The following is a 12,188-nucleotide window of genomic DNA, read 5'->3' as shown; positions in this document are numbered from 1 at the left end:
ACGGAAAACCGTTTCACACTTTTCCCGGAATTGCTCTAGCGGAAGCCATCCCATGCAAGTCAAGCGCAACGGCGACATCTCGTTCTGGTATGCGGATATGGGTCATATCCCGGCGCCGAGACCGCCTTTGCCCGGCGACATCGAGGCCGATGTCGCGATCGTCGGCGCCGGCTATACCGGGCTTTGGACAGCCTACTATCTGAAGAAGGCGAAGCCATCGCTGCGCATCGTGCTCGTCGAGCGCGAGTTTGCCGGCTTCGGCGCCTCGGGGCGCAATGGCGGCTGGCTGTCGGGCGGCTTCGGCTGGTCGCGCGAGAAGTATTTGAAGACGTCGACACGGCAAGGCGTCACCGCCATGCAGAAGGCGATGGCCGGCTGTGTCGACGAGGTGATCCGGGTGGCGACGGAAGAAGGCATCGATGCCGACATCCGTCGCGTCGACAATCTGACGGTTGCCACCAATCCGGCGCAGCTGGAGCGGGTGCGCGAGGAATTCGAGACGATCCGCTCCTGGGATGCCGACCCCGAACGCATCGAACTGCTAGACCAGGCTGCGACCCGCGCGCGCATCAACATCCACAATGTACTCGGCGGCTTCGTCATCCATGGCCAGGCGCGCGTGCAGCCGGCCAAGCTGGTGCGCGGGCTGGCGGCGGCGGTCGAGCGTCTCGGTGTTTCGATCTACGAAACGACGACGGTGACGGCGATCGCCAAGGGCGTTGTGACAACGGACCGGGGCACGGTGCGGGCCGAAACCGTCATTCGCGCCACGGAAGGGTTCACGGCCGGCATTCCAGGAGAGGAGCGGACCTGGCTGGCGCTCAACAGCGCGCAGATCGTCACCGAGCCGCTGTCGGAGGAACTTTGGCGCAAGATCGGCTGGGAGGGGCACGAGCTGCTCGGCAATGCCGCGCATGCCTATTGCTATGCCCAGCGCACGCGCGAGGGGCGCATCACCATGGGCGGGCGCGGCGTGCCCTACCGCTACGGGTCGCGCACCGACGTCAACGGGCAGACGCAGCAGGCGACGATCGACCAGCTGCACACGATCCTGACGACGCTGCTGCCGCAGACGGCGGGATGCCGCATCGATCATGCCTGGTGCGGCGTGCTCGGCGTGCCGCGCGACTGGTGCACGACGGTCGGCCTCGATCCCGCGACGCGCACCGGCTGGGCCGGCGGCTATGTCGGGCTCGGCGTGTCCAGCTCCAACTTGTCGGGGCGCACGCTGAGCGATCTCGTGCTCGGCGAGAGCACCGAACTGACGCGGCTGCCCTGGGTCAACCGCAAGGTGCGGCCATGGGAGCCGGAGCCGTTCCGTTGGCTGGGCGTCCATTCGATGTACCAGCTCTACCGCATCGCCGATAACCGCGAGGCCGCCGGGCTTTCGCATACCTCGAAGCTGGCCGCCCTGGCCGACAGCTTGACTGGCCACTAGGGCGGTTCGGCGTCCGCCCAATCGTTCGTTTTCGCGCAGTTCCAGACCGCTGGAATTGCCCTGACTCATGGAGACCAGCTTGATCGATCTCTCGACTTTCCACGACCTCGCCAAGGCCGACATCGGCGCTTTTTCACCGAAGCCGACCTCTTTCGAAGGGGATCAGATGGAGGCCGCACGGTCGTTCTTCCAATCGCCGGACGGAACCATCGATATCGGCATCTGGGAATGCACGCCCGGACGGTTCACCGCCGACCGCACGAACTCGTCGGAGATCTGCCACATCATCTGCGGCCGCGCCGAGGTGAGCCGCGCCGATGGCGAGATGCGCGAGCTGGGGCCGGGCGACCTTCTCGTCCTGCCGCAGGGATGGAAGGGCGAGTGGCGCATCCACGAGACCACCCGCAAGCTCTACATGATCCAGAGCGCCGATTGATCCCTGATCCTTCGGCGCATGTCGTTTGCCGGAAGCGTGCTTCGAACGACGTGCCGTCAGTGATCGATCGGGCCTTTCGGCGAGACGAGCGTCGTGCCGGCGGTGGTCGGGCGCTCGATCATGCGGCGCACGCGCGGCGGGTTCTCGCCGCTGTGCAGCGCGCGGATGCGTTCGCCGACCACGGCGTCGGCATGGGTGGCGCGCCGGTTGTGGCGGATATACTCGACCCAGGTCGGCGTGTGGTAGTGCTCGATCCAAACCGACGGATTTTCCAGATCCCGCGCGAGCGTCCAGTTGCGGGCGCCGTCGCGGCGGCGGATACGGCCGCGCTCGGCCATGGTCGCAAGGAATTCCGGCACGTCGTCCTCGCGGATGACGTACTCGATCATGATGGCGATGGGGCCGCTGCGCGGCTTGAGATCGAGCGCCAGCATCGGCTCCTTGAAACGGTTGAGCGGATCGAGGTTGAGCACCATCTGCCGCGGCAGCGGCAGGGCGAAGCCAATGGCGCTGCCGGCGAGCATCGCGACCGCCGCCGCGATCAGCGCGGTCTCGGCGCCATGCGCGTCGGCGACGACGCCCCAGATCCAGCTGCCCAGCGCGATGCCGCCAAAGGTCGCCGTCTGGTAGATCGACAGCACGCGGCCGACCACCCAGCGCGGCGTCGACATCTGCACCGTGACGTTGAAATGCGAGAGCGCGATCACCCAGCAGGCGCCGCCAATGAGCAGGCCCACCGACGTCTGCCAGCCATTGTGGCTGACGGCGGCGTTGAGGGCGCATAGGGCGAAACCGCAAAAGGCCATGCGCACCATCACCTCGCTCGACAGCAGCTGCCTGAGCCGCACGCTGATCAGCGCGCCGCCGACCGCGCCGATGCCGAAGGCGCCGAGCATGATGCCGTAGGTCAGCGCGTCGCCCTTGACGACGTCGCGCGCCACCAGGGGAAGAAGCGCCAGCACCGCGCCGGCGCTGAAGCCGAAGGCCAGACCGCGGACCAGCACCTTGGCGATGTTGGGCGACATGGCGACATAGCGCAGGCCGGCGCCCATCGCCGCGCCCAGCGACTCGCGCGGCAGGGTCTGCTCGGGCAGCGCCGGCTTCCAGCGGGCGAGCACGACGATCAGGCCGATATAGCTGACGGCGTTGGCGGCGAAGGCGGCCGCCGCACCTGCTGCGGCGACGATGACGCCGCCGATGGCCGGGCCGACGCTGCGGGTGATGTTGAAGCCCAGCGAATTAAGCGCGACGGCCGCCGGCACCTTGGCGCGCGGCACCATATCGCCGACCGAGGCCTGCCATGACGGGCTGTTCAGCGCCGTACCGCTGTCAATCAGGAAGGTAAAAGCAAGCAGCGTCCATGGCGTCATCCAGCCTTGCCAGGTGAACAAGGTCAGCAGCGCCGAGACGACCAGCATGAAGGTCTGCGCCACCAGCATCACCTTGCGGCGGTTGAAGCTGTCGGCGATGGCGCCAGCAACGAGCGCGAACAGCATGATCGGCAAGGTGGTCGAGGCCTGGACCAGCGCCACCTGGTAGGGCGAGGTGGCGATCGTGGTCATCATCCAGGCGGCGCCGACGCCCTGGATCAGGCCGCCGAAATTCGACACCAGGCTGGCCGACCAGACGGCGCGGAAGATACCGTGCCGGAACGGCGCCAGCGCGGAGACGCGTTCGCTTTCCGGCTCGTCGTCGATCATGGTTGCGCCTTCGTCCGCTGTAGAGGGCTCGCCGCACCCGGAAGGGCAGGCGACTCGCCAAAGAGTGCGGCCCAACAACAGGAAGGCAAAGGCGAAAATGCGTCGGCGAAGCTTTAAACCAAGCATCTGGCCGGTCTGGACCAACTTTTGGCTATTTCGCGTTTCTCGCCTCGGCATGCAGGGCCTCGGTCAGGCCGCCTGCCGTCTCGCCATTCATGTAAAGCCTGAGCAGCATTTCCATGCCGACGAGACGCAGGCGCGACGTTTCCTGGCTTCTTGCCATGTCGATCAGGTCGTCCAATTCGGAAGCAGACCATTTCATCGCGTCGCGCAGCACACCGCCGCGCAGCAGGCCCTGCGTTCCGGCTGAAAAAGCGGCATCCATCTCGAAGCCGTTCTTCGCGGCGCGAATGTTTTCGCGCGGCAGATGGCGCTCGGCGGCCTTTTTCAGCAGCCACTTGCCGGTTCCGTCGCGGTATTTCTGCTTGCGCGGCAGGTGAAGGGCAAAGTCGATCAGCCGGTTCTCGAGGAACGGCACCCTGAGCTCGACGGACGCCGCCATGCTCAACCGGTCGTGCCGGTGCAGCAGGTCCTGCAGATGCGAGTAGAGGTCGTAGAAGCAGCTTGCCAGGAAGGCGCGGTCGCTGGCCGGCGCGACGCCTTCCAGCCTGTCGAACAGCTTTGTCTGCAGGAAGTTCAGCTCGGGCGACAGGGCTCTGAGCGCCATGATGCGGTCAGTCGGCGAGCCGCGACCGATCGAGTTTCGAAACGGCGCGCGGCGCAATTCGGCGAATTTGCGGTCCTGCCTGGCCTTCGAGCGGAACAGGCGCTGCAGCCAGGATTGGCGCCAGACCCTGATCGTCGATGCTTGCCATTTGTAGCCGCCGAAGAGCTCGTCGGAGCCCTCGCCGGTGAGCAGCACCTTGAGGCCATCGGCGCGGCACTGCTCGGCAAGCGCCAGCAACGCGGCGTGGCTGGCATGCCAGCCGTCGGTTTCAAGGTGCCAGACCGCGCGCGGCCAGAGCTCGAGGAACCGGTCCTTGTCGAAAGGCACCCGGCGCAGGCTGACGCCGACATGGCGACCGGTGCGCTCGGCGTCCGGCGCTTCGCTGTGGCCGAGCTTCTGGTCGATGACGTAGCCGTGCATCTCTGGCCTGAAGCGCTTGGCAAGCGCGGTGATCAGCCCGGAATCGACGCCGCTGCTGCAGGCGGTTGCAAGGCTGGCATCGGCGATGCAATGCAGCTCGACACTTTCCTCGAGCAGCCTCTCGAGCGTCGACATATGTTCGGCGTCGGACGTCCTGTCGCCGGCGATGCGCGTGGTATCGAGAACATCGAGGACGTGCCAGAAGCGGCGCCTGTCGATGCCGTCTCCGGTGATCCTCCAAAGGCTTGCCGGTGGGAGCCGCTCGATGCCGTCAAAAACGCTGTAGCTCGAATCGCGGCTCTGCCAGGCAAGCCGCAGCGTCAGCTCGCGCGTGTCGATCCGGCGCGCAAAGTCGTGGCAGGCGAGGATCGCCTTGTCCTCGGAGGCGAACAGCACGCGGTCGCCGATTTCGGCGACCGACATCGGCTTGATGCCCAGCCTGTCCCTGGCAAGCCACAGGGCGCCGTCGCGGGCATCGAAATAGGCGAAGGAGAACATACCGTCGAACAGTGGCACCGCTTTTTGCGGACCCCAGTGATGCAGGGCCTGAAGCACCACCTCGGTGTCGGAGACCGATTGGAACGTCAGGCCTTCCGCCTTCAGCGTCTTGCGCAGCGCGCGAAAATTATAGACCTCGCCATTGTAGCACAGCACGCCGTCGCCGGACGCGGTCAGCATCGGCTCGCGCGCGGCGGGCGATGGATCGATGATGGTCAGCCGGCGGTGGCCGAGCGCCAGGCGGGCGTTATTCCAGTTGCCGTGATCGTCGGGACCGCGATGCGCCAATGCCTGCATCATGCGCGCGACGTCGCGACGATCGCCGCTGCCGATCGGATCGCGCTTTCGCCAGACGCCGGCTATTCCGCACATGGCCCGCCGGCCGTTCTTGACTGATGCATCGCTTCCTGAATCGCCTGAGACGTCGGCCGACGCCGTCGCGCCTACAATCTAGCTGCAAGAAACGCCGCCGCAAGCGATCTCGCGGCTTGCGAACAGGCCGCCAGACGCTCGCTGCGGCTTCGCGTCAGAAGCCGTGTTCGATGCGCTCGAAGATGACGTTGGTGAAGGCCGAGATCTGGCTGCCGATGAACGGGCCGGTCAGCGCCACCACGAGCATGATGGCGACGATCTTCGGCACGAAGGTGAGCGTGATTTCCTGGATCTGGGTCAGCGCCTGGATGAGCGCGATGCCGATGCCGACTATCATCGCCACCAGCACCACGGGGGCGGAAGCGGTAAGCACCGTCCACACGGCGTACTGGACGATATCGAGGGCGTCGGCCTCGTTCATGGGCTGCCCCTGTGCGAAGCCGGCTAAAGCAGGTCGCGTGAAAAAGGTTTCACGCGACCTGCTTTAGCTTTTTTGATTTTAAGCATGTCTTTATCCCGAAACCGGCCCCCCTTTCGGAAGACCTGCTTAAAGCACGTCGCGTCGAAACGGATTCACGCGACGCGCTTTAGGTCGTTGCTTGATGCATGTCGTTGTCGCAAAACCGAGGCCACTTTTGCGCGACATGCATTAGGCGGCCGGCTTGATCGACACACCCGCGCCGACCGGGACCTGGGTGCCGTCCTGCAGCACGGCGATAAGGCCGCTGCTGGAGAGCGTCACCGACGCCACCGTGCCGGTGGTTTTGCCGTCGGCCGAGGTGATCGAGCGGCCGATCAGCGCGTCGGCCTGCGACAAGGCCGAGGACTGCATGATCTGGTCGAGCTTGGTGTTGGTCTGCACCGACTGCTCGACTTGGGAGAAGGTGGCGAGCTGCGCGACATACTGCGTCGAATCCATCGGCTTGGTCGGATCCTGGTTCTTCATCTCGGCGATCAGGAGCTTCAGGAACGACTGGTAATCCACCGCCGTCTTCGAGGTCTGCTGGCTGGCCTGGTTGGCGCCAACCGGGATCGTTGTCGTCATGTCCACGGCCATCTTATGCTCCTACAGCCAATGCGCGCGGCGTTTCGGGAATGTCGTCATTGTCTTCGAGCGCCCTGCGCTCGAGCGGATAGAGGGCGCGGATCGCTTTCAGCGCCTCATAGATATCATCCTCGCCGACCATCCGGTCGATCTGCTTCAGGCCCTTGCAGATGTCCTGGTTGTCGAAGCTTGCGATCAGCATCGGCAGCGAGCGGCGGAACATGTCGCGCGCCTCGGAGGCGCCGATCGGGTTGATCAGCATGATCTGCACGATGAAATAGAGCTGCCTGAGAGGCGTCGACGCCTGGTCGGCCTGGATGACATGGCTTTCGAGCAGGAACTGCACGTCGTTCATCAGCTCGATGGTGACCTTGCGGTCGACGCGGATGACCGCGCCGTTGACATAGATCTTCTCGTTGGGCTTCAGCGAGATCTTCAGCGTGTTGGTCATTGGATGCCGTCTCGGATGATCTGGGAGACCTCGATCAGTCCTTCGAAATTGTTGGTGCGGCCCTGGCGGATGTCTTCCGTCTCGCGCAGCAGCCACAGGCCGATGGAGATCAGGTTGGCGCGCAGCTCCTTGGGCAGGGCGTTGTCGCTGGAGCCGAGATCCTGGACGAAGGTGGTCCAGATGCGGTTGGTGAAGTGCAGCGCCTCGACCGCTTCCATCGACTCGGTGCCGACGGCTGCCGCGGCGGCCAGCATGTCGATCGAACGGGTGAGCAACTGCCGCTCCCGGTCCTTGGCATCGGCGACGGAGTCGGTCTGGATGTCGGCGTAGGAGAATTGATACATCGTCGGCGCTCTGGCGTTCCGGTTTATGTGTTCAAGTCAGATAGTTCAGCAGGCTGAGCTGCTGCAGACGCGCGGTCAAGGCGAAGGAGGTCTCGATATGCTGCGTCAGGTCGGCGACGCGGGTGGCGGCTTCGGCCGGATCGACGCCTTCGAGGTCGACGATATGCTTCTCGAAGAGGTCGACCTGCGTCTTCATGCGGTCGCTGGCGTCGGACACGCGTTGCTGGGCAATGCCTGTCTCGGCCCGTATCTGAGTGATGCCGCCGATGGCATCGCCGACCAGCGCCTGCGCGCGGCTGACGATGGCGTTCTGGGCTGCCTCGCTGATGCTGCCGGTGAGCATGCTGCTGACCATGGTAGCCGCCATGGCGAGCTTGCGGATGCCTTGCTCGTTGGCGCTGACCGAGGTCTGGGTGGTCTCGTTGAGCGAAATGCGGCTGGTGATCTGGTCGTCCGTGGCGCTCGACCAGTTGGCCTGCCAGCCGGCGCCCAGGAATTGCGGCTCGACCTGGGTGGTGATGAAGTCGTCCATCTGCGCGGCGGTGATGTTGGCCGCCGCCGGATCTGTCTGGGTAAAGCCGAAATAGCTCGAAAAGGCGGCATCGAACGCAGCCTTGGCCGGCGAGCCGCCAGCGTTGAAATCGTCGACCGGCTTGACGTCGGTGTTGGTGCCGGCAAACAGATATTCGCCGTTGACACTGGTGTTCAGAATACCTGTCATCTGCTGCAGCGCCGAGGCGCCGGCGGTCTGCAGGATGCTGGTCGAGGAGTCGCCCGACACGCCGCTGGTCAGGGCCGACAGGAAGCTCTGCGCGGCACCGGCGATCTGGCCGAGCGAATCCTGGGTCGATGTCAGGCGCGCTGAGACGAGCGCGTTGGAATCGACGATGCCGTTCAGCCGGTCGAGGTCGCGCTGGAAGGTGACGGCCTGGGTCGTGCGGCTGCCAAGCGCCAGGCCGACATCGGCGACGGTGCCGGTCTGCGATTCCTTGGTCGCCTTGATGAGGTCGGCCTGCATCTTCGCCTGCTGGTAACGCAGCGCGTTGGAAATGGCAGCTGAGGAAACGCCTGTCGCTTTCATGGATTATCCTACCGCGGCCATCAGCGAGTCCAGCATGTCGCTGACCGTCTTCATCATATGCGCCGAGGCCTGATAGGTGTGCTCGAGGTCGAGGAGCAGGGACATCTCCTGGTCGACATTGACCCCGGTGTCGTTGGACAGCGCCTCGGCCGTGCGCGCCGCCAGCGCCTGCTTGCTGTCGGCATTGGTGGAGGCCTGCTGGCGCACGCCTTCGAACCAGCCGATGGCATTGGCCGCGTAGTCGGACACGCCCGAGCTGACGGTGATGCCGGCCGAGCTGTCGAAGGCCATCGGCTGATCGAGCTTGTTGCCGTAGCCGATCAGCAGGTCCGAATAGGATGCGCCACCGGTGTTGACGACATAGGCCGCGCCGTTGGCGCCGCCGTCGCGCAACAGCGCGGGGTTGCCGCCGGCGCTCGGATCGAAGGCGGCGTTGACGCTGATCGTGCCGGCGAGGCCGTCGACCAGGGTGCCGGCGGCCGGAATTGCCGGGGCGCCCGACCATGTGAACAGGCCCGCAGCATTGGGCTGCGACGACGAGGTTTCGGCAAATGCCGTGACAAGGCCGCGCGCGATTTCGTCGAGCTGACTCTGCATGGTCGAGGCGACGCCGTCGCGCAGCTTCAGAAGGCCTGCAAGCTTGCCGTCGGCGGTGGTGTTGTCGCCGGTGCCGGCAGAGATCGGCACGTTGTCGATATAGACGGCGTTGCCGGGCGTGCCGGCCGAATAGCCGGACGACGGCGCGAAGGTCACCGAACGCGGCACGGTCTCGAACAGCGTCGCGCCGTCCTTGGTGGTGATGACCATGTCGTTGTCGCCGCGCGTGAAGGTGGAGACCGGAACGTATTCCGATATCTTCTTCAGGATGGCGTCGCGCTGATCGAGCGCGTCGGACACGTCGGTGCCGGAGCGAGTGCCCGAGATGACCGCCTTGTTGGCGTCCTGGAACTGGCTGAGCAGCGAGTTGAGATCGTCGACGGCGGTGGCGATCTGGCTGTCGGCCTGGGTGCGGAAGTCCTGGATCGCCTTGGTGCCGCTGTTCAGTGAATTCACCACTTGCTTGGCGGCGTCGACGACGCTGGTGCCGAGGTTCTGGTTCGATGGCGTCGTAGCGTAAAGCTGCAGGGACTGCTGCAGGTTGGCGATCGCCGTCGAGGGGGACGACGCGTTGTCGACCCCGTTGACCGACAGATCGAGCTGATCCATGCCGTTGTAAAGCGCGCTCTGGCCGCTCCATGCCGACAGCGCCGAAAGGTTCTGGCGGAACAGGAGATCATTGGCGGCGCGTTGGATTTCCACCGCCCGGGCGCCGGGCGCCGTGCTGGTCACCACGGCGATGCGGCGTGTGTAGTCCGGGTTCGACGCGTCGGCCACATTGCGCGATACGACGCTGGTCTGCTTGGACGTGGCCAGGAGCGCCGATTGGGCAATGCTTAGTGCGGAGGAAAGCGACATGCTGATCTTTCACGGGCGGCGCCCGTCGTTTATCTCTTCAGGTTGACGAGGACATCCATCAGGTCCGAGCCGGTCTGGAAGACCTTGGAATTGGCGGTGTAGCTGCGCTGCGCCGCAATCATGTTGGTCAGTTCCTCGGCGATATCGACGTTGGAGTTTTCAAGCGCTCCGGAGACGATGGAGCCGAGCTTGCCTTCATTGGCAAAGCCGATGTGGACGGCGCCGGAGTCGGTGCTCTGCACATAGACGTTGCCGGGCATTGCGGTGAGGTTGTCGGGGCTCTGAACGTCGGCCAGCGGGATCTTGTAAAGCGCTTTGGTCGAGCCGTCCTCGAACTGCGCGTAGATGATGCCGTCCTGGCCGATCTGGACCTTCTGGATGGAGCTCGGCGCGTTGCCGTTGACCTTGGCGTCGGCAACGGTGAAGCCGGTGCCGAGCTGCGTCAGCTGGGAGAGATCGAGGTCCAGCGTCGAGCCGCCCGGTACCGTGAACGAGACGCTGTCCGTCGCGCCGGTAAGCTTGCCTGTCGTGGTGTCGAAGGTGAGGTTGGCCGATCCCAGAGCGCCGCCCGTATAGGGGAAAGAGGTGCCCGCGGTCGCCTTCGACTGGTCGAAGACCGAGACCTGCCAGGTGCCGGCGCCGGTGTTGGTGAAGTAGACGTCGAGCAGCTTCTTGTTGCCGAGATTGTCATAGGCAACCAGCGAGGTTTTCGACGTGTATTCCGCGTTAGGGTCGTTGGTGGACGGCAGCGGGCCGGAGGGCGGCGTCGCTCCCGCCGGCAGGTTGCCGGAGAACAGGCCCTCGGTGCTCGGCGTCGCCGTCATCTGCTGGTCGGAGATCTGCACCGGCACGAGGCCTTCGAAGCCGTTGGCGGTCGCGGCCGGGTCGCCATTGGCGTAGCTGTAGGCCATGAGCTGGTAACCCGCGGCATTGACCAACCGGCCTTGCGCGTCCGGAACGAAGGAGCCGGCGCGGGTGAGATAGGGGGTGCCGCTGGCATCCTGGACGACGAAGAAGCCGTCGCCGTTGACGGCAAGGTCGGACACCGAGGTGGTGTAGGTCATGACGCCTTGTGTGCCGACGGCCGAGCGGATCGTCGTGGTCACGCCACCGGAATTATAGGCGCCCCCGGTGCCGGGCATGATCAGTGTCGAGAACTCGGCCGAAGAGCGCTTGTAGCCCGTGGTGTCCGAGTTGGCGATGTTGTCGGCCACCGCGGAGAGGCGATTGGCCTGCGCGTTCATACCGGAAACGCCGGTCCGCATCATTCCGTAGAGGCTCATCGATCGATCTCCGCAGTGCCTGGGTAGGAGGCCATAAAATTATGCCTCGTGTCTTGCGCGAGGCTGGTGCGGGATGTGCCTAGAGCGTGATGGCGCTTCGTTGAATCGCCATCACGCTCTAACTCTTTGTTGGAGCATGACCTTTGTCCGAAAACCGGTTCCCACTTTTTGCTTTCGCTGACCTTCGGTTCGGGATCATGCTTGAGGGCGGCCATCAAAACACCAGCCGGTAGCCGAGGAATCTCTTGGAATCGATCGGGTCGTGGCCGAGCTTCTCACGCAGCTTCTTGCGCAGCTTTGAGATGTGACTCTCCACCACGTTCTCCTCGACCTCTTCGTCGAAGATGCCGTAGATGGCGTTGAAGACCTGGGTCTTGGTCACGCGCCGGCCGCGGTTGCTGGCCAGATATTCCAGGATGCGCCGCTCGCGCCGCGGCAGCGGCAGCGGCTCGCCGTTGATCTCCGGATCGCGACCGTCCATGAAGATACGCATCGCCCCGACTTCGGTATAGGCGGCCTCTTCGGAGCCGCGGCGGCGGATGGCTGTGATGCGGGCGAGGATCTCGCGGATGTGCACTGGCTTGCGGACGACGTCGTCGACGCCGCTTTCGAATAGCCGCAGCGTATGTTCCAGCGAGTGATGTTCGCTGAGTGCGATCACCGGCGCGCCGGTGCGGTCGCGGATCTGACGCGGCGATATCGCGCCATCGCGGCAGTCGCCGATGAGAAAAGCCCTGACGCATCTGAGATCGGTGTCGGCGGCGGAACTCACCCACTCGCCGAATTCGCCTGGTGCGAAGCCGGCCGTGGCCACGCCCTCGCGATCGAAAAGTGAAGAGTAGCCCTCTGTCACGAGCTCTCGCTCGTCAACGATCACGATCATCGGCCCGCCCTCCGAATCATTTCACTTGCCCCGTGCGGAAAGGGCTACCCGGCTC

12 protein-coding genes are annotated in these 12,188 nt (G+C 64.8%); 2 read left to right on the top strand and 10 right to left on the bottom strand.

Going from position 1 to position 12,188, the window contains the following annotated elements; all coding sequences use genetic code 11:
• The first annotated feature begins 52 nt into the window (after positions 1-52).
• Together FJ418_RS22380 and FJ418_RS22375 are read left to right on the top strand one after the other, a co-directional pair.
• On the top strand, positions 53-1,438 hold the full coding sequence (locus FJ418_RS22380) for an FAD-binding oxidoreductase (RefSeq protein ID WP_140869323.1): 1,386 nt from the start codon (positions 53-55) through the stop codon (positions 1,436-1,438).
• A 67-nt stretch (positions 1,439-1,505) separates the two neighbouring features.
• A complete protein-coding gene (locus FJ418_RS22375; RefSeq protein ID WP_140869320.1) occupies positions 1,506-1,874 on the top strand; it encodes a cupin domain-containing protein in 369 nt (122 codons plus the stop codon).
• Between the two features lie 56 nt (positions 1,875-1,930).
• Here the strand turns inward: FJ418_RS22375 and FJ418_RS22370 are convergent, their stop codons facing one another.
• From FJ418_RS22370 to FJ418_RS22325, 10 genes are all read right to left on the bottom strand, one after another.
• The gene (locus FJ418_RS22370) at positions 1,931-3,574 is read right to left on the bottom strand and encodes an MFS transporter (RefSeq protein ID WP_140869317.1); all 1,644 of its coding nucleotides are present in this window, start codon (positions 3,572-3,574) and stop codon (positions 1,931-1,933) included.
• 151 nt (positions 3,575-3,725) lie between these two features.
• Complete coding sequence (gene asnB / locus FJ418_RS22365; RefSeq protein ID WP_140869314.1) at positions 3,726-5,591, bottom strand: asparagine synthase (glutamine-hydrolyzing); 1,866 nt, start codon at positions 5,589-5,591, stop codon at positions 3,726-3,728.
• 154 nt (positions 5,592-5,745) lie between these two features.
• Positions 5,746-6,012, bottom strand: coding sequence for a flagellar biosynthesis protein FliQ (fliQ, locus tag FJ418_RS22360; RefSeq protein WP_140869311.1), 267 nt, complete (start codon positions 6,010-6,012; stop codon positions 5,746-5,748).
• Between the two features lie 228 nt (positions 6,013-6,240).
• The gene (gene flgD / locus FJ418_RS22355) at positions 6,241-6,648 is read right to left on the bottom strand and encodes a flagellar hook assembly protein FlgD (protein WP_027165132.1); all 408 of its coding nucleotides are present in this window, start codon (positions 6,646-6,648) and stop codon (positions 6,241-6,243) included.
• 1 nt (position 6,649) lies between these two features.
• Positions 6,650-7,087 carry a flagellar biosynthesis repressor FlbT gene (flbT, locus tag FJ418_RS22350; protein ID WP_140869308.1) on the bottom strand — a complete coding sequence of 146 codons (438 nt, stop codon included), beginning with the start codon at positions 7,085-7,087 and terminating at the stop codon, positions 6,650-6,652.
• A complete protein-coding gene (gene flaF / locus FJ418_RS22345; RefSeq protein WP_140642159.1) occupies positions 7,084-7,431 on the bottom strand; it encodes a flagellar biosynthesis regulator FlaF in 348 nt (115 codons plus the stop codon). Before flaF ends, flbT begins: the two co-directional genes overlap by 4 nt.
• Before the next feature lie 31 nt (positions 7,432-7,462).
• A complete protein-coding gene (locus tag FJ418_RS22340) occupies positions 7,463-8,512 on the bottom strand; it encodes a flagellar hook-associated family protein (protein WP_140869305.1) in 1,050 nt (349 codons plus the stop codon).
• Between the two features lie 3 nt (positions 8,513-8,515).
• On the bottom strand, positions 8,516-9,967 hold the full coding sequence (gene flgK, locus FJ418_RS22335; RefSeq protein ID WP_140869302.1) for a flagellar hook-associated protein FlgK: 1,452 nt from the start codon (positions 9,965-9,967) through the stop codon (positions 8,516-8,518).
• A 29-nt stretch (positions 9,968-9,996) separates the two neighbouring features.
• Positions 9,997-11,250 (bottom strand): flagellar hook protein FlgE, encoded by a 1,254-nt coding sequence (locus FJ418_RS22330; protein WP_140642151.1) that lies wholly within the window; start codon positions 11,248-11,250, stop codon positions 9,997-9,999.
• Positions 11,251-11,464: 214 nt separating this feature from the next.
• On the bottom strand, positions 11,465-12,133 hold the full coding sequence (locus FJ418_RS22325; protein WP_140869299.1) for a response regulator transcription factor: 669 nt from the start codon (positions 12,131-12,133) through the stop codon (positions 11,465-11,467).
• Positions 12,134-12,188: the final 55 nt, after the last annotated feature.

Origin of the sequence: Mesorhizobium sp. B2-8-3 (assembly GCF_006440815.1) — a bacterium.
Lineage (GTDB): Bacteria > Pseudomonadota > Alphaproteobacteria > Rhizobiales > Rhizobiaceae > Mesorhizobium.
The sequence above is the reverse complement of the archived record's forward strand: the minus strand, read 5'-3'. Positions and strand labels throughout refer to the sequence as shown.

Excerpts from the sequence above, each read along its gene's own strand:
- FJ418_RS22380 (WP_140869323.1), top strand. The coding sequence starts at position 53 with ATGCAAGTCAAGCGCAACGGCGACATCTCGTTCTGGTATGCGGATATG.
- FJ418_RS22375 (WP_140869320.1), top strand. The coding sequence starts at position 1,506 with ATGGAGACCAGCTTGATCGATCTCTCGACTTTCCACGACCTCGCCAAG.
- FJ418_RS22370 (WP_140869317.1), bottom strand. The coding sequence starts at position 3,574 with ATGATCGACGACGAGCCGGAAAGCGAACGCGTCTCCGCGCTGGCGCCG.
- asnB (WP_140869314.1), bottom strand. The coding sequence starts at position 5,591 with ATGTGCGGAATAGCCGGCGTCTGGCGAAAGCGCGATCCGATCGGCAGC.
- fliQ (WP_140869311.1), bottom strand. The coding sequence starts at position 6,012 with ATGAACGAGGCCGACGCCCTCGATATCGTCCAGTACGCCGTGTGGACG.
- flgD (WP_027165132.1), bottom strand. The coding sequence starts at position 6,648 with ATGGCCGTGGACATGACGACAACGATCCCGGTTGGCGCCAACCAGGCC.
- flbT (WP_140869308.1), bottom strand. The coding sequence starts at position 7,087 with ATGACCAACACGCTGAAGATCTCGCTGAAGCCCAACGAGAAGATCTAT.
- flaF (WP_140642159.1), bottom strand. The coding sequence starts at position 7,431 with ATGTATCAATTCTCCTACGCCGACATCCAGACCGACTCCGTCGCCGAT.
- FJ418_RS22340 (WP_140869305.1), bottom strand. The coding sequence starts at position 8,512 with ATGAAAGCGACAGGCGTTTCCTCAGCTGCCATTTCCAACGCGCTGCGT.
- flgK (WP_140869302.1), bottom strand. The coding sequence starts at position 9,967 with ATGTCGCTTTCCTCCGCACTAAGCATTGCCCAATCGGCGCTCCTGGCC.
- FJ418_RS22330 (WP_140642151.1), bottom strand. The coding sequence starts at position 11,250 with ATGAGCCTCTACGGAATGATGCGGACCGGCGTTTCCGGTATGAACGCG.
- FJ418_RS22325 (WP_140869299.1), bottom strand. The coding sequence starts at position 12,133 with ATGATCGTGATCGTTGACGAGCGAGAGCTCGTGACAGAGGGCTACTCT.